The organism is Paenibacillus azoreducens (assembly GCF_021654775.1).
Classification (GTDB): Bacteria; Bacillota; Bacilli; order Paenibacillales; family Paenibacillaceae; genus Paenibacillus_AQ; species Paenibacillus_AQ azoreducens.
The window spans coordinates 1,643,228-1,661,489 of the sequence record NZ_AP025343.1 but is presented as its reverse complement, the minus strand read 5'-3'; the positions used below and the strand labels follow the sequence as shown (position 1 = coordinate 1,661,489).

At 47.5% G+C, this 18,262-nt stretch carries 16 protein-coding genes; 6 read left to right on the top strand and 10 right to left on the bottom strand.

Annotation, left to right across the window (positions count from 1 at the left end; genetic code table 11):
• Positions 1–66 precede the first annotated feature (66 nt).
• Positions 67–2,061 carry a DUF2339 domain-containing protein gene (locus L6442_RS07030; protein WP_212977530.1) on the top strand — a complete coding sequence of 665 codons (1,995 nt, stop codon included), beginning with the start codon at positions 67–69 and terminating at the stop codon, positions 2,059–2,061.
• Between the two features lie 1,347 nt (positions 2,062–3,408).
• Here L6442_RS07030 and L6442_RS07025 read toward each other — a convergent pair.
• Entirely contained in the window at positions 3,409–4,137 is a 729-nt protein-coding gene (locus tag L6442_RS07025) for an HAD family hydrolase (protein ID WP_212977529.1), read from the bottom strand.
• 412 nt (positions 4,138–4,549) lie between these two features.
• Between L6442_RS07025 and qoxA the strand changes: the two genes are divergently transcribed.
• From qoxA to qoxD, 4 genes are read left to right on the top strand one after another with little or no spacing between them, the layout of a single operon-like run.
• Complete coding sequence (gene qoxA, locus L6442_RS07020; protein ID WP_212977528.1) at positions 4,550–5,515, top strand: cytochrome aa3 quinol oxidase subunit II; 966 nt, start codon at positions 4,550–4,552, stop codon at positions 5,513–5,515.
• Positions 5,516–5,542: 27 nt separating this feature from the next.
• On the top strand, positions 5,543–7,489 hold the full coding sequence (qoxB, locus tag L6442_RS07015) for a cytochrome aa3 quinol oxidase subunit I (RefSeq protein WP_212977527.1): 1,947 nt from the start codon (positions 5,543–5,545) through the stop codon (positions 7,487–7,489).
• Positions 7,486–8,082 (top strand): cytochrome aa3 quinol oxidase subunit III, encoded by a 597-nt coding sequence (qoxC, locus tag L6442_RS07010; RefSeq protein ID WP_194232648.1) that lies wholly within the window; start codon positions 7,486–7,488, stop codon positions 8,080–8,082. The genes qoxB and qoxC overlap by 4 nt, the downstream gene beginning before the upstream one ends.
• 1 nt (position 8,083) lies before the next feature.
• The gene (gene qoxD, locus L6442_RS07005) at positions 8,084–8,365 is read left to right on the top strand and encodes a cytochrome aa3 quinol oxidase subunit IV (protein ID WP_194232649.1); all 282 of its coding nucleotides are present in this window, start codon (positions 8,084–8,086) and stop codon (positions 8,363–8,365) included.
• Between the two features lie 174 nt (positions 8,366–8,539).
• On the opposite strand, the gene L6442_RS07000 is transcribed toward qoxD, so the two are convergent.
• From L6442_RS07000 to L6442_RS06985, 4 genes are all read right to left on the bottom strand, one after another.
• Positions 8,540–9,064: a mismatch-specific DNA-glycosylase gene (locus tag L6442_RS07000; RefSeq protein WP_212977526.1), complete on the bottom strand. Its 525-nt coding sequence runs from the start codon at positions 9,062–9,064 to the stop codon at positions 8,540–8,542.
• A gap of 47 nt (positions 9,065–9,111) precedes the next feature.
• Entirely contained in the window at positions 9,112–10,314 is a 1,203-nt protein-coding gene (locus L6442_RS06995; protein WP_212977525.1) for an outer membrane protein assembly factor BamB family protein, read from the bottom strand.
• Between the two features lie 177 nt (positions 10,315–10,491).
• Entirely contained in the window at positions 10,492–11,352 is an 861-nt protein-coding gene (locus tag L6442_RS06990; protein ID WP_228101208.1) for a MurR/RpiR family transcriptional regulator, read from the bottom strand.
• 283 nt (positions 11,353–11,635) lie between these two features.
• Positions 11,636–12,982, bottom strand: coding sequence for an aminotransferase-like domain-containing protein (locus tag L6442_RS06985; protein ID WP_212977524.1), 1,347 nt, complete (start codon positions 12,980–12,982; stop codon positions 11,636–11,638).
• A gap of 153 nt (positions 12,983–13,135) precedes the next feature.
• Here L6442_RS06985 and L6442_RS06980 point away from each other — a divergent pair, with 153 nt between their 5' ends.
• Entirely contained in the window at positions 13,136–13,924 is a 789-nt protein-coding gene (locus L6442_RS06980; protein WP_212977523.1) for a GNAT family N-acetyltransferase, read from the top strand.
• 649 nt (positions 13,925–14,573) lie between these two features.
• Here L6442_RS06980 and L6442_RS06975 read toward each other — a convergent pair.
• The 5 genes from L6442_RS06975 to L6442_RS06955 are packed head-to-tail and all read right to left on the bottom strand — an operon-like array spanning position 14,574 to position 18,154.
• Positions 14,574–15,311 (bottom strand): hypothetical protein, encoded by a 738-nt coding sequence (locus tag L6442_RS06975; RefSeq protein ID WP_212977522.1) that lies wholly within the window; start codon positions 15,309–15,311, stop codon positions 14,574–14,576.
• Complete coding sequence (locus L6442_RS06970) at positions 15,308–16,006, bottom strand: ABC transporter ATP-binding protein (protein WP_212977521.1); 699 nt, start codon at positions 16,004–16,006, stop codon at positions 15,308–15,310. The genes L6442_RS06975 and L6442_RS06970 overlap by 4 nt, the downstream gene beginning before the upstream one ends.
• Positions 15,984–16,406, bottom strand: a complete 423-nt coding sequence (locus tag L6442_RS06965; RefSeq protein WP_212977520.1) for a GntR family transcriptional regulator — start codon at positions 16,404–16,406, stop codon at positions 15,984–15,986. The genes L6442_RS06970 and L6442_RS06965 overlap by 23 nt, the downstream gene beginning before the upstream one ends.
• 43 nt (positions 16,407–16,449) lie before the next feature.
• Positions 16,450–17,199, bottom strand: a complete 750-nt coding sequence (locus L6442_RS06960) for an ABC transporter permease (protein ID WP_212977519.1) — start codon at positions 17,197–17,199, stop codon at positions 16,450–16,452.
• Entirely contained in the window at positions 17,192–18,154 is a 963-nt protein-coding gene (locus tag L6442_RS06955; RefSeq protein WP_212977518.1) for an ABC transporter ATP-binding protein, read from the bottom strand. The genes L6442_RS06960 and L6442_RS06955 overlap by 8 nt, the downstream gene beginning before the upstream one ends.
• Between the last annotated feature and the right edge of the window lie 108 nt (positions 18,155–18,262).

Here is an 18,262-nt window from a genome sequence, read left to right as displayed (position 1 = left end):
TGGTCTGTGTTATTATAATTACGAAGTAAAATACATAAATTTTGGTATCTTAGGGGTGGTTAGCCTTTGGATTTGGAAAAGAGAATCGAGCAGCTTGAGACCAAAATGAAGCATATGGAACTCGAGCTGACGCAGCTGCGCCAAGAGAGGCGTGAAGGAATCCCGTCCGATGCGGGGCAGACGAAGCAGGCGGGGCAGGCAGTTCAGTCGCCTCCGCCTAACACAGGTTACCGGCCTGAAGCAGGTATACCGCAAGGTTATGCTGCACACGGGCGGCCCGGGGTGCCAACGCAGCCCTTCGCGCAGCCGGGAATTCCGGGGAGCGGAGTTCCGGAGCATCAGCAGCAGCAAAGCGGAATTCCGGGGTATCAGCAGCAGCAACAAAGCGGGGTTAACGCGCAGCCTTATCAAGGCCAGGTTCCTTACGGCTACGGACAGGCGCAAGGCGGCATGACTCCTCCCAATCAGCCTGGGATGAATCCGTATGCCTATAACAATCCGCAGCGGCCGAATATTCCTATGCAGCCCAAGCCGCCCAAAGATTGGGAGCATCTGATCGCCAGGGTATGGCTGCCCCGTATCTTCATCGTGGTTTTGCTGCTTGGCGTGTTATGGGGATTCACGGCTGCGGTCACAGCGGGTTATTTGACCGAACCCGTGCGCTGCCTTCTGGGCGTAGTCGCCGCCGTCGTCATGTATTGGCTTGGCGAAAGGCAGATCCGCAGCCGACGCGAAGCGCTCGGACAAGTGCTGCTTGGCGGAGCAATTGGAGTACTGATTTTATCCGTATTCGCCGCGCATGTGCTGTACGATCTGATTCCATCGGGCCTGGCATTCGCGTTATACATTCTTTCGATAGCGCTTTGTGTTTTTACCGCGCTGCGCCGTCGTTCGCAGACGCTTATCATCATCGCGACCGTTGCCGGTTACCTGATCCCGTTTCTGGTGCATTCCGCCCATCCGAATGCCTGGGTATTTACCGGCTACGAAACTTTGTTCTCGCTTGCGATGGTTTACGTCGCATTGAGATTCGATTTCCGAGCCGCCTATTATGTTGCGATCGGCGTGCTTCATCTGCCTTTATTGATCGGCTCCGTTGCGGGAGATTTCAGGGGAAGCCGGCATGTTTTCATCACAGCCGTATTTGTACAGCATGCCGCTTTGTTGGCCTATGCTTTCTTGGGAGCCAAACGCCGCAAACTGGATGAAATTCTGTCCCTGTTCCCCGGCTTTGGCCTCATGGCGCTCTGGATTTATGCGCTTTATCCGGCCATCGGTGATGGCATACACTGGAGACCGCTGATGCTGATCGCTTGGGCGCTTATTTACAGCCTTGCCGCTTTTGTCAAGCATATCCGGTCCGAACAGTCTCCCGTATTTATTTCAATGGCGACCGCCGCTTGGTTCTTATGGGCAGTGGACATCTTGAATCACAGCTATTCGCCGGCAGCAGCGATTGTCATCGGCACGGCCGGACTTTTACTGGGCTTCAGAATTTCCAGCTATATGCAGCAAATTACGGCAGCGGCGGCAATGGCTTATGGCGTGTCCCAAACCATTATCCTGGCCATTCATGACATCATCTCGGCCGAAAGCCTTTCCTGGCTGATTCTGCTGATCAGTCTGGCGGTCTTGGCTTATTTCTTGCGCCGGATGGAGGAACGAATCTCCATTCGCAATCTGCCGGATGTTCTGATGTGGGTCGACGCCCTGCTGATGATCATCTTTTTGACTCAGATCACGAATGTGCTGACTGCCGATCTGACCTTCGATCTGAGACACCTTATTCTGTCTGCGGTATGGGCCGCATACGCTATTGTCGTTATCGTCTGCGGCGTATTGTTCCAAAAACTGATGGTGCGTTTCGCGGGCTTGGCCCTGCTTTTTCTCACTTTGGTGAAAGTGATTATCGTAGATCTTCCGGGCGTATCCGTCGCTGTCCGGGCAATCCTCTTTATCGGACTCGGAGCGCTGGGGATGCTGGTATCCCGGTTTTTGTACAAACGCAAAAACGGCCCGGCGGCTCCCCCGCCTTCAGACGAAAACCCCATAGAATCTTAATGCGGGGGCTTCGAAACTGAACAAGGGTTCCCATCGGGCGCAGCTCCTGAGCGGGGATGCATCTGTATGGGCGGCGGTCAACCACATGATGGAGTTTCAATTTAATAGAACCATTCGTTTGATTTTAAACATCATCCCAGAATATCCCCACAAAGAGTATCGGAAAGAAGTCCGACGCCTCTCGCAGCGGGGCGCTTTTGCGAAGCAAAAGTACTGAGTGACGTGCAGCCTTTGAAGCTTATTCCGATTACTTTGCGGGGACCCCGGAAGTTTATACTTTGATATGTCAAAAAAGGCGGCGCAGGAACCCATTCCTGCACCGCCTTTTTAATTTCGGTCTCCGGTTACCTTATCATCCAGGGATGAACAGGTATAGCCAATCGTTTATTCGGGCTCCGGATTGGATCGATTGGTTCGTTGGCACGTTCGGTTCGTTTGGTTCGTGGCTCGTTCGGTTCGTTCATCCAAAAGCCTGCAATTGTGCAACCTTTTTACGCTATATATTTGTTTTTAAAAGAATTGTTGCGAAAGTGCATTTATTTCGCTGCTCAATGTGACTCTTGGTCAATTCAGGTGAAAAAGGATGCACTTTCGCACGCTTTTAGCTTAAATTAGCCGATTGAGCCAGTAAAAAATGCACTTTTGCAACCTTTTGCTGGGAGTCATTAAAAACACATTAGGAGTCAGTGCTCAGACTGGGCTATTTTTCGAGGCTCCGGATCACCTCGTTCAGTTCGTTGGATCGTTTGGTTCGTGGATCGTTTGGTTCGTGGCTCGTTCGGTTCGTTCGGTTCGTTCGTCCAAAAGCCTGCAATTGTGCAACCTTTTTACGCTATATATTCGTTTTTAAAAGAATTGTTGCGAAAGTGCATTTATTTCGCTGCTCAATGTGACTCTTGGTCAATTCAGGTGAAAAAGGATGCACTTTCGCACGCTTTTAGCTTAAATTAGCAGGTTGAGCAAGTAAAAAATGCACTTTTGCAACCTTTTGCTGGGAGTCATTAAAAACACATTAGGTGTCAGTGCTGAGACTGGGCTATTTTTCGAGGCTCCGGATCACCTCATTCGGTTCGTGGCTCGTTCGGTTCGTTGGTTCGTTTGGTTCATTCGTCCAAAAGCCTGCAATTGTGCAACCTTTTTACGCTATATATTTGTTTCTAAAAGAATTGTTGCGAAAGTGCATTTATTTCGCCGCTCAATGTGACTCTTGGTCAATTCAGGTGAAAAAAGATGCACTTTCGCACGCTTTTAAAAAGACTCCCCCATTAAGCGGTGAGCCGCCGTACAACACGTCTCCAATGGATCAATCTTCGGATCTTTTTTCCAAACGGATGGACTTCCTTTCCATCAATCCAGCAAAATGCCCGCCAGTTCCCGGTAATCCGCTGCCGTATAATGCGGCTGATGCTCCGTTTCTGCTTGCACCTGCCGGTGGTTGAACCAGACGGCGGTCCATCCCGCTCCCAGCGCCCCTACTACGTCATTGCGCCAGGAATCCCCGATATAATAACTGCTCGCTGCATTGGTCCCTATTTGTTCATTGACATACGCAAACAAACGCGGGTCCGGCTTGTCATAACCGACGGCTCCGGAGATGAAGATCTGCCCGGGCGCTATGATCGAATCCATCGCCAACGCTTTGATTTTGGCCATCTGATGTTCTGCCGGCCCATTCGTGATCAATCCGACGACATGCCCCGCCGCCTGCAGATCACGAATCAATTCTACCGCACCAGGAAAAGGCTGGATCTGAAATTGTCCTTCCAAATACGCATCCTGAATGCGCGCAGCCTCGCGATCCGTCACTTGAACGCCGAATTCCGCAAGCGCAAGCTTCGCCCGCCGCACCCGCATATCCTGCAAGTCCTTTTTCGCTTCGGCGGCATTTATTGCACCATGCTCTGCGGACAAGATGTCGCTATAATATCTGAAACGGTGGTAGAGCTTTCCATATGGGAAGTCTTCCCCCATGGCGAGCACACGCTGAAGCGCCAGTCGAAGCGGCTCCAAATGGTCGTAAAGCGTATCATCCACGTCAAAAAAGATCCCTCTTACCGCGTTTTGGTTCTCATTCATTCCTGTTCCCTCTTTATGTTTGTGATTTTTATTACGGTAAACCATCTGTGGCTATTTTAGCACATTTCCCTGCGCCACAAGCCAATTCCAGGGGTATCCCGCCCTTTTTCAGAGCAGTCTTCGCAAGCCCTAAAAACCTTTTCAATTGTGACAGAACTGGCACAACTGTTCTCTTTCAGCCCAATTATGAACAAAAATGAAAATCGCCGAATATGGCGTTTTTTCAAGTTAAATGGACTTTTTCGGCGTTTTTTACTTTATTGTGTGAAGATTATCACAGAATAATTGTAATTAAATTACATTTTACCTTTTTTATGTATTTGTTTTCGATTTGACTCATTACTATGCTATGGCTATGAGGATTCGCGAATAATCCAACTCAGCGTCAAGTCATGCTAGAAAGGAGTTTCCTGTGAAGAAAAAAAGATGGTTGTTTTCATTAATCTTTATCTCCATCGTAATGCTGCTAAGTGGATGTGATTCGTCACTGCTTGTATTGAATCCGAAAGGTCCGGTAGCTAAAACCCAATCCAATACCATTATCTTTTCGATTCTGATGATGGCCTTAGTGTTGATTGTAGTATACATCCTGTATATTTACATGTTAACAAAATATCGGGCCAGCAAAACTAGTGATGATTACGAACCGCCGCATATGGAGGGTAGTAAATGGCTCGAATTGATTTGGACCCTGATCCCTATCATTATCGTTGCCATTCTTTCTGTTGTCACCGTTCGCACCACCAATGCCGTAGAAAAAGTGCCCGAAGGCTACGAGTCCCAAAAGCCGCTGGTCATCTATGCTGCATCTTCCGATTGGAAATGGCATTTCAGTTATCCGGAGGAAGGCATTGAAACGGTTAACTACGTTAATATTCCGACGAACCGTCCGGTTGAGTTCAGACTCTATTCTTACGGTCCGATCACCAGCTTCTGGATTCCGCAGCTCGGCGGCCAGAAATACGCAATGAGCGATATGATCACCAAGCTGCATTTCGTAGCGGATCATGAAGGTTCTTTTATGGGTAAAAACTCGAACTTCTCCGGTAAAGGTTTTGCTGAAATGGAATTCGAAGCCTTGGCCCAATCTCCTGCCGATTTTACAAAATGGGTAGATGACGTAAAACAAACCGCTCCAAAATTGAGCGAGCAGGAATTCAAAACCTTGCTGGATACACCGCATATAGGCCGTAAATCGTATAGTTCCACCCATCTTGGTTTCGCCCCTCCTCCTGAAGGAGACATGGCCGGACACCATCATGGCGGAAGCGGTTCTGACAGCGATAAAACATCCGGCGAAAAGCCTATGGACCAAATGCAGGATGACATGGGCAACATGGATATGAGCGATCATTCTTCCATGGAACACGGACATTAACTTCATGGAGAAAGGAGAAAAACTTTCATGAAATGGGACGAATTTTTCGTTACCGGTGAGCCGATGATTTACGCTGCCGACGTCAGCATCATTCTCGTATCCCTCGCGATCGTGATCGGATTGACCTATTTTAAAAAATGGGGATATCTGTGGCGGGAATGGCTCACCACGGTTGACCATAAACGGATTGGCATCATGTATATTATATCGGCGCTGATCATGCTGTTCCGCGGCGGCGTAGACGCCCTTTTGATGCGGACTCAGCTCGCAGTTCCTGATAATAAGATTCTGGATGCGCAGCATTATAATGAAATTTTTACGACGCACGGGCTTATCATGATTCTGTTCATGGCGATGCCGTTTGTTATCGGGATGATGAACGTAGTCATTCCGCTGCAAATCGGTGCGCGCGACGTCGCTTTCCCTAGACTGAATGCCGTTAGCTTCTGGATGTTCTTCTTTGGAGCGATGCTGCTTAATCTTTCGTTTGTCATCGGGGGATCGCCTGATGCCGGCTGGTCCGCATATTTCCCGCTTGCAAGCCTTGAATTCAGCCCGACAGTGGGCAATAACTACTATTCTCTTGCACTGCAAATATCCGGTATCGGAACGCTCATGACAGGCGTCAACTTTATCGTGACGATCCTGAAAATGCGTGCGCCAGGCATGAAACTGATGCGTATGCCAATGTTCACTTGGTCGGTATTGATCACGAACGTTATTATTTTGTTTGCATTCCCTGTGCTGACCGTAGCACTTGCCCTGATGATGTTCGACCGTATTTTCGGAAGCCAATTCTTTACGATGGCCAACGGCGGTATGGATATGCTCTGGGCTAACCTGTTCTGGGTTTGGGGACACCCTGAGGTATACATCGTTATTTTGCCGGCCTTCGGTATATTCAGTGATGTTATCTCTACATTCTCGAAAAAGAATTTGTACGGATACAAATCGATGGTTGTCAGTATGGTGGCCATTTCAGTCCTATCCTTCCTCGTATGGGCGCACCACTTCTATACGATGGGTCAAGGCGCTATGGTTAATGGCTTCTTCTCAATTACGACGATGGCCATTGCCGTTCCGACAGGGGTTAAGATCTTTAACTGGCTGTTTACGCTGCAGAAAGGTAAAATCTCGTTCACATCTCCGATGCTGTACGCGATGGGCTTTATTCCGATCTTTACGATCGGCGGCGTAACCGGCGTCATGCTGGCTATGGCAAGTGCCGACTATCAGTATCACAATACGATGTTCCTGGTTGCGCACTTCCACTATGTGCTGATTCCGGGTACAGTATTCGGGGTATTGGCCGGCATGCACTACTGGTTCCCTAAAATGTTCGGCTTCCGTCTGAACGAACGTCTGGCAAAATGGGCTTTCTGGCTGATCATCATCGGATTTAACGTTGCCTTCATGCCGCTGTTCTTCCTTGGACTTAACGGTATGACGCGCCGGATGTACACGTATTCGGCAAGCACCGGCTTCGGTCCGCTGAACATGATCGCGACAATTGGCGCCTTTGTACTTGCGATCGGCTTTGTGGTACTGTGCTACAACTTCTTCCACAGCTTCCGTCACAGTCCGCGCAATGAAGGCGGAGATCCATGGGATGCACGTACGCTGGAATGGAGTACACCAAGTCCGGTTCCGGTATACAACTTTGCCAAATTGCCAAACGTGAAATCGCAAGATGCTTTCTGGCATGCCAAAAAGCATAACGTTCCTCTCTATGAGGAAGGACCTTACGAAGAGATTCATATGCCAAGCAACAGCGGGCAACCGTTTATTCTCGGCGTCATCATGTTTATCCTGGGCTTTTCCCTTGTATTCAGCTGGTTCATACCTGCGATCATCGCAGGCGTTGGCGTGATCATCATGCTGGCGGTGCGTTCCTTCGAACGCGATCATGGCTACCATATTTCGGCGAAGGAAATTGCCGCTACTGAACAGAAATTGCGGGGTGATACCGTATGAAAATAAATGACTCGCTGCCGCTGGAGTATAGAACGGAAGAGAACAGCAATAAAATCTTCGGATTCTGGCTTTTCCTTGGTGCAGAGATTGTCCTGTTCTCTACGTTGTTCGCCGTGTACTTTACCTTATGGAACCGTACGGGCAACGGCCCGACCGGCAAAGAAATTTTCGAGGTCGGCGGGGTGATCTGGGAAACGTTGCTCCTGCTGACAAGCAGCTTTACCTGCGGCCTTGGCATTCATGCCATGCGCCTCAATTTGAAAAAACCGATGATGGTTTTCTTCGGAATCACGCTGTTGATGGGCCTTGGCTTCCTTGGCATCGAGATAACCGAGTTCGTGAATTATGTTCATGAAGGCGCCACGCTGCAAACCAGCGCCTTCCTGTCCAGTTTGTTTGTCCTTCTTGGCACTCACGGTCTGCACGTAACCATGGGTATTCTGTGGGGAGCAGCTATTCTGCTGCAAGTAAATCGACAAGGCTTTACGGATGAAACAGCGAATAAATCTTTTATTTTCTCGCTGTACTGGCACTTCCTTGATGTGGTCTGGATCTTCATTTTCAGCTTTGTCTATCTGAAAGGATTGATGTAAAATGGCACGATTATTCCCGATACGTCACGTGATGGGATATATCTTCTCGCTGGTCCTTTCACTTGTGGCACTTGGCGTTATTTACTGGAATCTTTCGTTTGCGGCTGCAATGGTTATCCTGATCATCAGCGCCGTACTGCAGGCATCGCTGCAACTGGTTCTGTTCATGCATATCGGTGAAACAGACTCGAAAAAGTCGTTGTACTTAAACATCGCTTATGCCGCATTCGTCGGCCTCGCTACGATCTTCGGCACGCTCTTTGCGATGATTTGGGGATATTGATAAGATAAGATAAGATTAGAAGTATAAAGAAAGCTGTCCCTTTCGGGACAGCTTTCTTTTTGGATATTTGCAAATCCTCGTATAAATAGGTCAACCTGAGAGAACTCAACCGCATTTCCGGGATGCTCGCTGCTTATTATGTTATTTTCTCCCGATATGAGCGCCTCATTCCCTTTACTCCCCGTGCTCCCCATGCTCCGCGATATATTCCGCCAGCTGCCGGTAAATCCCTACAATCTCTTCCATCGGCATCCGTACCAAACCGCTCGACGACGGAGCCACAAACTCATGAATTCCGGTGATAACGGGGTCCGGCTGAAACCCCCAGTCCGCCTTGCTTTTTTTACCGTATTCGGTATAGACGCCTTTGCCGACAAAACAAGCGATCTTCGGACGGTATTCCGTAAGCTTTGCGCGTAGAATTTCTCTTCCTTCCGCATATTCGCTGCGGTCGATATCATCGATTCCACGCGTCGGCCGCGCTACGATATTGGTAAAACCGTACCCCAGCTTCAGCAGCTCCTGGTCTTCCGAAGCATCATACAGACGCGGCGTCAGTCCGGCGCGATGCAAAATCCGGTAAAAATTGTTGCGCGGATTGGCGTAATGATGTCCGGTCTCTCCAGACTTCAAGCTGGGATTAAAACCGATAAACAAGATGGAAAGCCCATAATCCAGATGATCCGGTATTTCCGGCATCCTATCCACCTCCCTTTTTACTTAATGCTTGATATCCATCTCTTCTATTACTTGACGATGTATTTATATAGCTTTCCCGGTTCAACACCAAATACGACGCCTTTTCCGGCATAATCCAGAATGTAACCTATTTCGCTTGGCAGCTTATAAAGAACCTTCAGCGTTTCAGGCTCCAAAATATAAGTCCATTCTTCGTATGAAATCATAAACTTGCCGTCTCGCGTAACCTGGAGATTGTACATTGGCAGATCGGTTCCTTCTAATACGGTCTCGGCTGCAGAGTTATTCGCCGCATCATAAACTTCGAGTTTTTTGTCATCATACACGCCGTAATAGTCACCCGCAACCTGTACAGCCGAACCTCCCGGAATGCTGCGTTTCCAAAGAAGCTTGCCGGTAGGATCCAAAGCTGTCAGTTCATTTTTCAACTTCTCTCCCCCTGAACGAAGAAGCAGAGTGCCGTTTTGCATCAGGAACAGCTTGTTTCCTTCAGCAATCAGACCGGAGCCTTTCGGATAACGATAGACATATTGCTTTTTTAACGAAGCGTTTCCTGACTTTATCGATGCATCGTAAACCTCTATATCTTGAAGCCGATAGTCCCCGTGTTTTTGCGGATTGGTGGCGTTGACAATGACCCGATTTTGTCCGGCATACAGCACCTCCCCTTTAACCTGCCCCGTATAGATCAGGTTGCCGGCAGGGCTGTACATCAAAATTTTCGAGGTGCAATTCCCTTTTGAGTCCATCTGCCGATCAGACGAAACAACCACCGTACCATTATCCAATCGATTCAGCATACCTGTCACGGGAACGTTGGCAATCCAGTTCGCCTTGCCTGAAGCATTGATCGAATAAAGCTTTTTTTCCCCGCTTTCATAATGCAAAAGCGCGTATACTGTGCCATTTGGAGCGTAGGCGAAAACAGGAAATTCGCTTGTCGTGGAGTCGCCTTTGGCAGCTTGAAACTGATAAGTCCACTTCAACTTACCCGATTCGGCGTCAAATGCTTTAAGCGCATCGTAGCTCTCCCGTTTAGCTTTGGCACGCGGAGCCGGTACCGTGGTCGTAACGTAAACCGTTTCCTTTTCCGGCACCGCATACAGTTCCGGCCAATAATCGGACTCCGCGCTTTCGATTTTCGATGTCCATACAAGCTTTGCTTCTTCTGCTGATACAGGGATTGCCACGCTCAGCAGCAAAAGCGCCAAAATCAGCGCGCACCAGTTTTTCGCTTTAAATTGATTCATGTTCATCCACCTTTTCCACTACTTTATGTATTCCAATATCTCCGCCGTATTTTACCAGATAGACCCAAGAAAAAAGTATCAATTTGTCATTTTATCTCATCACATAATCCCCAAAAACAAAAAAGCCTGCCAAGGTACAAGAACCTGTGCAGGTCATTTCATTTTTGTACTGCTTCTCTAGTACAGCTTGTCCGAGGTAGCTTTGGCGGTAATTTCCCTGTATTTAATCGCTTCTTCCTTCATTTTCAGCGACACGGCCACATTCAAAATATCGATGATCGCCAGCTGCGACATTTTGGCCGCCAGCGAGCTGCCCTGCAGCGGATTTTCCCTGCCTACTACAATGAGCACGATATCCGCTATTTTGGTGATCGGCGAGCGGGCATTGCTCGTGATGGCGATAATGCGGGCTCCCGCTTTTTTGGCGATGGTCAGATTATCGATCGTATCCTTCGTGCTGCCCGAAATCGAAAGTCCGACAGCTGCATCGCCATTCGTCATCAGTGAAGCCTGCATGGCCTGGAAATGGGTATCCGTGACCGCCAGGCTGTTTTTGCCGATTCTCGCAAAGCTGTGCGCTCCTTGAGCAGCGGTTAACCCTGAGGAACCTACGCCAAAGAAATGGATGTTGCCAGCCGCTGTCAGCACATCGATCGCCCGGGTCAGCTGCTCCCCGCTGATCAACTCGCGCGTTTGTTCCAGCGTCCGCAGATGCGTGCCGATAATTTTTTGGCTGAGCGTAAGCGGATCATCATCTTCCGCTATTTCTTCATGGATATGGTCGGTTGGTTTCACCAAATCCTGAGCCAAGGAAAGCTTGAAATCCTGAAAGCCCTGGAACTTCATTTTGCGGCAAAAACGCAGCACGGTCGTCTCCCCGACATCCGCCTTCTCCGCAAGCTCCGTTACCGAGTCATAAATCAAATCTTGGGCATTTTCCAAAATATATAACGCTACCTTCTGCTCCGTCTTGGTCAGCCCGTTAAAATGGCTGCGGATGCTGAGCAGCGTCTTTCCCATTTCCTGTACGTTTGGCAATGCTTTCCGCCCCTTCCTGTCTCCCGTCAATCAAATAACAGCTGCTGAGCCGGAAGTTTTAGTTTCCCATTCATAAATGCGAAGGTTCACTTTCGTCCCATAATTTAATCCTATTGTATCGGCTAAGCGCTGGGTTTGCAAGCGTCTGCAAAAGGCTGGAAAGGCTGATCTAATGCGGGTTTCCGGGCTGATCGGATCACTCTTCCATGCCTTGGAAAACGATTCAAAACCAGCTGCACGCCAAGGCGATGACCAGGCAGTTATCTTTTGTCTTCATTAAGATTCATACGCTATGGTTATCTCCATCCAGCAGTGTTTGTCTGAGTATTTGAACAGCACGGGCGATCGATTGGGTATCGGCTTTACATGTACATAATCTAATCCCTTCAGAATGGGCAAAACCGTCTATATAAGCTGAATTTGTGCTCATTGCTTTTAGTCCATTTTTCTCCAGTTTGGCAATGAAGGATTCTGCCGAGAAATGTTCTACTTCAATATAAGCAAATATGCCGGTTGACGGTATATAACAGCGCGCCAAATTCTTTAGTTCCTTTTTACACTCTTTGCTTAAAAGCTCCATTTTTTCTTTATAGAAAGCCTTTGTTCTTTTGATATGCATTTCATACATACTGCTTCGGAGATATATTTCTAAAGCGCCCTGCGAAAAGACAGATGAATTCAGGTCGATTGCATTTTTTCTCTTCGTAAATTCTTCCTGCAATGGCTTTGGAATGATTGCCATCCCCAATCTTAAACCTGGCAAAAGCGTTTTAGAAAAACTTCTGACATAAATAACAATGTTATCAACATCGAAAGCCGCAAACGGGTCGTTTCTCGGGTTTAATTCCAGGTCAGCCAGATAATCGTCTTCCACGATATATACATGATATTTTTTGGCTAATCGAAGAATCTCTTTTTTCTGCCTATTGCTATAAGAAAAGCCTGTAGGATTTTGAAATCTTGGCATAAGATAAAAAAATTTAATGGTGTTCTGCGCAAATATTCTCTCGAGTTCAGCGAGATCCAAACCGTTTGCTGTTCTATGTATACCAATCACAGAAGCATTATTTACACGGATTGTTTCCAGCATGACAGGGTAAGTCGGTTGTTCCACAAGAATCGTATTTTGTCCATTAGGAAAAGACATTGAAGCGAGGATGAACAATGCTTGTTGTTCGCCACTGGTCATGAATATATCCTGTCCTTTGGCAAATATCTGATAATTAACCATATGTTTTTGCAGTATGTTGATTAACTCCGGCATTCCTTTCGTGGGAGAGTACGCAAACAACTTGTGTTCATATAATGAAATTGCTTTTTCCATGCAATGATAAAAATCCTTATATGGATTTACCTCATTAGCGGGGCTAGTTGTAAGCATGTCAATGATAGTCGCCCCCTCTTCAATAACATCGGTAGATTTCACTACATAATATCCGCTTTTTGCCACGGCATAGATTAAATGTTCGGACTCCAGCCATTTGTATGCTCTAATGACGGTATCGGTATTAAGGGACAGCTCTTTAGCAAGCATTTGTATGGACGGCAATTTACTGCCGGCTTTATACACGCCGCAGAGGATCTTTTCCTTTATGGTATTGGCAACATATTCGTATTTGTAGTTTGCCATTATTTAACCCCCCTATGAAATCTATACCGGTATAGATTCAATATTGAATGATTGATATTATGCACCGCTGAAATATATGCTGATCTCAGTACTACTATCTTAGAACAAGCTGCTCTGCTTATTAACTTTTCATTTTTAATAGGGGGTACCGCTATGATTCAGTTGGATGAAAGTCAATATAAAATGCTTTTGAATCCATTAAACCAAGTGGATTGCAATACGTTGTTTGTGCGCTCTGTGCTTGCCGGTCATGCCGGCGGTAAAGTTTTTGCCGATTCGGCATACGATCCGACGTCATTTTATGTTATTCATGCTTATGGGATGTCGCTGCTTTTTGGGGATGCCGATAATGAACAGTTTAACGATGAACTTTGGGACTACTTTATACAAAAAACTGAACCAAGGAATATGGATGAATGGCTGCAGGCATTTCCCCGCACTTGGGAAACCCAACTTGAAAAATTGGTTCATAACAATCAAGCAACACTTTATACTCGTCTTAATTTTTCTTTTGATAAAGACGCGTATGAACACAACAATTCGCTTATATCTTTGGACAATTATACCGTTGTCCCTTCTTCAGTTGATATGTATGCAAACATTGAAGGCTCAGTCATTCCCAAAGCTTTTTGGCGTGATGAACAACAGTTTTTGCAGACAGCAATCAGTTTTACTGTCAAGGTTGATAATGAACCAGCCACCACAGCTTTCGCAGCCTTTGTGCATGATGGAAAACTGGAAATCGGTATCGAAACGGCAGAAAAACATCGAGGTAAAGGGTTAGCCCGCATTGCATGCATAACACTTATCAATTATTGCCTTGTAAATGGTTTAGAGCCCGTGTGGTCATGCCGTCTTGAAAACACGGCCTCAGTAAATTTGGCCAAAAAACTTGGCTTTCGCGAAACTATGCGTTTGCCGTATTATCATATACCAGTGTGAAACTTTAAGAGATACATCGGCAGCTATGAAGGTCGATTTCGAGCATTATGATTTTTAACGGGCACAGTTGCAGCTAAATCTCTAACGGACACAGCGGCCGCTATTGAGGCCAATTTCGCGCATTTTGATTTCTAACGGACACAGATGCTGTTATTTTGTGAAAAAGGCCCTTTTGACGTTGTTTTGGGGCAATTAAGCGCTGTGGTGTCCGTTACATTTATAAAGTAGCTGTTTTGGGCCATTTAGCGGCCGTGGTGTCCGTTAGAAAACAGTTGGCATAAAGAAAACAAACTTCCGTCCTTCAACTTCCATAAGAAAAACGTCTATCGACGTACTTTCTAAGAAGACAGACCGTATTTAGCGGATGTTTTTCTTGCGATTATAGAATACTTAAGCTCCGCTTAAAACTATAAATTTTATAATCTTAAGAAAAGCTTCCATTCGGAGCCCTTTCCACGATGAATGCCCCTGCGTAAGATGAGGCTTTTCTTGCGAGCAGAAAGTTTTCACCTACCGCTGGAAACTTAACATCCGATCATCATAAAAAATACACCCCTTAGATTTCATCGGATTAACCAAGGTTTTTTCCAATGTATATTCTAAGGGGTGAACTTAATGCGGGCCACAGTAGGCTCTAACTTGCATATGCTTATTCGGCTTCAATTCTTTTCTCGACGCACCACTTGATGACGAAAAGAAAGACAATGCAGAGCAGCAAGTAAAATGCAATTTGCCCGTACGTAAGCAAAACCGAGTTCGTGGAAGTATTCGGTAGTGCTCCATCCTGCGCTCTAAAGATATTTACCAAAAAAAGCGGCTGGCCGCGATTCGAATCAAACAGAACCCTATCAATCCAGTCTATCGCAATCGCTATAACCATGTACAGGAGAAGCCCGACCCAGAAAACGCCTTTTTTCGTTATGCTTCTCGCCAAAGCGATGATCATGTACAGCAACAAATATGCAAATAAAACCGAAAATACAACCTCTGCCGACACCATAGACCAGAAATAAAACGAAAGACCGGAACCGCTCCAAAGCTCACTGTTGTCCTGTGAGTACCAATAAAACCCGAATCCGACGCCAATCAGGAGCACCACCAAATTATTCAGCAAACCGTAAACAAGGGACGACCAAACATAGGACAAGGAGCGGACAGGAAGAAGCCTTCGACTCACCGAATGGATGTTATAATCGAACACCTTCATATTGTTAATCGTGAGGACGGCTCCGGCCAAGCCGAAAAAGAATATGCCTAATCCAATTCTTAATTGCAGCGCTAGCGTAGTCCAGAAGATCAATGCCAGTTCCGCAAGGATCAGCACAGCCATAACACCGAACAATAGATTCGCGTTACGCCTCAGATCGTATTTCAGCAGCTTGATCATTCGCCAAACACCTCTTTAAACATCTCGTCGACGCTCCTTCCATGCTTGATGCGGAGATCTTCCACTTCCTCGTGCAGCGTGATGCTTCCATTGTTCAGAAACATCACTTCATCGAAAATCCGCTCCATATCCCGGACCAGATGGGTGCAGATGACGAGACTGCTGTCCTCGCTGTAAAAACGCACGATGGCATCCAGAATTTTACCCCGGGCCACGGGATCCACCCCGCCGATCGGTTCATCCAGCAAATAGAGATTGACTTGGCGCGAAAGGGCCAACGTAAGTTGCAGACGTTCATTCATGCCTTTGGATAATGCGCTGACTGAGCTCTTTTCGTCCAAATTCATAAAATCCAGCATTTCACGCGCCTTTTCCCCATCAAAGTCTGCATAAAAATCCTTGTAAAAGGCAACGGCGTCCTTCACCTTCATCCAACTTTCGGTCATCGGACGGTCGGGCATATAGGAAATGAGTTTTTTCGTTTCTAGGCCGACGGGTTTGCCCATGACAGAAACCTCTCCGGCTGTAGCGGGAGTGAGGCCGGCAATAACTTGCATCATCGTGCTTTTGCCGCTTCCGTTTGGGCCGAGCAAACCGATAATTTTGCCCATTCCGATCTCAAAGCTGACCTGGTCCAGCGCCTGCTTGGAGCCGTATCGTTTGGACAGGGACTTAACTTTCAGCAGCGTTTCCATCTGCATTTTCCCCCTTCCGTTCCAGGCCGTTCCCGGCATCGGCAGCCACCGCTTCCTTAACGATGGTGACGATATCCTGATTTCTAAACCCCAGTTCCTGCATGCCATGAATGAATTGGTGCAGCAAATCTCCCGCCATTTCCTTTTTAATCGTCATAATTTTGGATTCCTCGCTTGTCACATATCTTCCCAGTCCGCGTTTTGTCTCCACGACTTCCTCGCGTTCCAACTCCTGAAACGTCCGCTGGACCGTATTCGGATTAATTTGCAGGTCCGCCGCAAGCTCCCTTACGGACGGAATTTTATCTCCAGGCTGAAGCAGACCGGAAACGATCTGCTTTTTGATATGGTTCATAATTTGGAGATAGATCGGCAAGTTGTTGTCAAATTCGATGCTCAAGTGGCTAAACTCCTTTCGCCGTCAGCTTTGCCCCTTGGCTGCATCAGGCTATATCACGTCTCTTAAACGTAACAAAGCTGATGCCAAGAAACAAGATGAGATATATGGCCAAAACCGTGATCGAAAAAGGAAGCGTCATCCCTTCGATCGGCGGCTGTCCCCCGTGACTGTATACAGACAGATTTACGTTCGGAAACAGCACGTATTTGTAAAAGCTCTTTGGGATAACAATACTGCTCAGTACAACGGCCATCATCCCCAGACCCATCGCCGCGCCTGTCGAGCGCGTCAGCACGCCCATCATAAACGCCAGTGTCGTGTAAACGATGCTGTATACAAGCGTGCTTCCGCCCACGATCAGCATATCGTTCCATACACCCGGAGACTGCTCGAACCCGAAAAATAAAGCTCCCGAAGCGAAGCATGTTACATGAAGCCAAACGATCAGCGACAAGACAAACAGCAGCGCCGCCGCATATTTTGAAGCGAGTATTTTAACGCGGCTTTGACCGCGGATGAGCAAAAATTTAATCGTTCCCTGGCTGTGTTCTTTGGATATCATGCCAGCCGTAAAAATAATTGCAAGCATGGCGACAAACTTGCCGAAACCATCGATGCTGGACATCATGCCAGTATATTCGTAAACGGATATGTCCATATTTCCGCCCCAGCGCTTGATGACCCAGGCCACCGTCACCGCCATCACCGCGATGATTGCATATGGAATAAAAAAGCTGCGTTTCTTGGACATTTTCAGCCATTCATTTGTAACAAGGTTCATAAAACTACGCAATTCTGTTTCCTCCCGTCCATTTCAAAAATTCGTCTTCCAGCGATTGTTTCAGCTCCGTGATTTGGTAAATGGGGACTTGCGCCGCGCCAAGCGCGGTTACCATATCTGGAATGTCCTTGTACCGGAGCGCCACCAGCAGCTCGCTTTGCCCTGCGTCCACCTGCAAAATTTCGGCATCATCGCGGGCGGCAAGCACATGTTTGGCTTCCTCAAGGCGGCCGACCCGGAACATGACCCGCACAAAATTTTTCTCTTCGGACAGATCCCCTCCATCGTCAACTAGGGAACGTACCGTCACCAGCTTGCCCTCCTGGATCACGACCACCCGGCTGCATAACTGCTCCATCTCCAGCAAAAGATGACTCGACACCAGAATCGAAATGCCTTCCTCGCGGGCGATGGTTTTCAGGTAATCACGCATTTCCCGAATGCCCGCCGGATCAAGCCCGTTGGTCGGTTCGTCCAGGATCAGGACGGAGGGCTCGTGCAGCAATGCCTGCGCTATTCCCAGCCGCTGGCGCATTCCGAGCGAATAGGCCTTGACCTTTTTCTTCATGGCATTCTCAAGCCCGACGAGACGGACGACCTCTTCGATCCGGCTGTCGCTGATCCAGTCGTTCATGCGCTGATATTGTTTCAAGTTATCATAACCGGTCATGTAAGGATAAAATTCCGGATTCTCGATAATCGCTCCCATATGGCGAATCGCTTTTTTCCAATCGCGCCGGATGCTGCTCCCGCGAATGAAAATATCCCCTTCCGTCATTTGAATCAGTCCGGCGATCATGCGGATCGTTGTCGTCTTCCCCGCGCCGTTCGGTCCGAGCAAACCGACGATTTCCCCTTCATGGACATCAAACGATAGCTGATCCACGATTTTTTTGTTCCCTATTTTCTTGGAAACGCCCCGCAGCGACAGCACGGCGTCTAATTGTATATCATTGGGATGATTCATGCTCACATCTCCTCTTGTATTAGTGTTCTAGTTGAATAGTACACTATGACATCAATGTTTGTAAAGCCCTATTTTTTTCCAGACCAGTGGACAGCAAAAAGCCGCCTC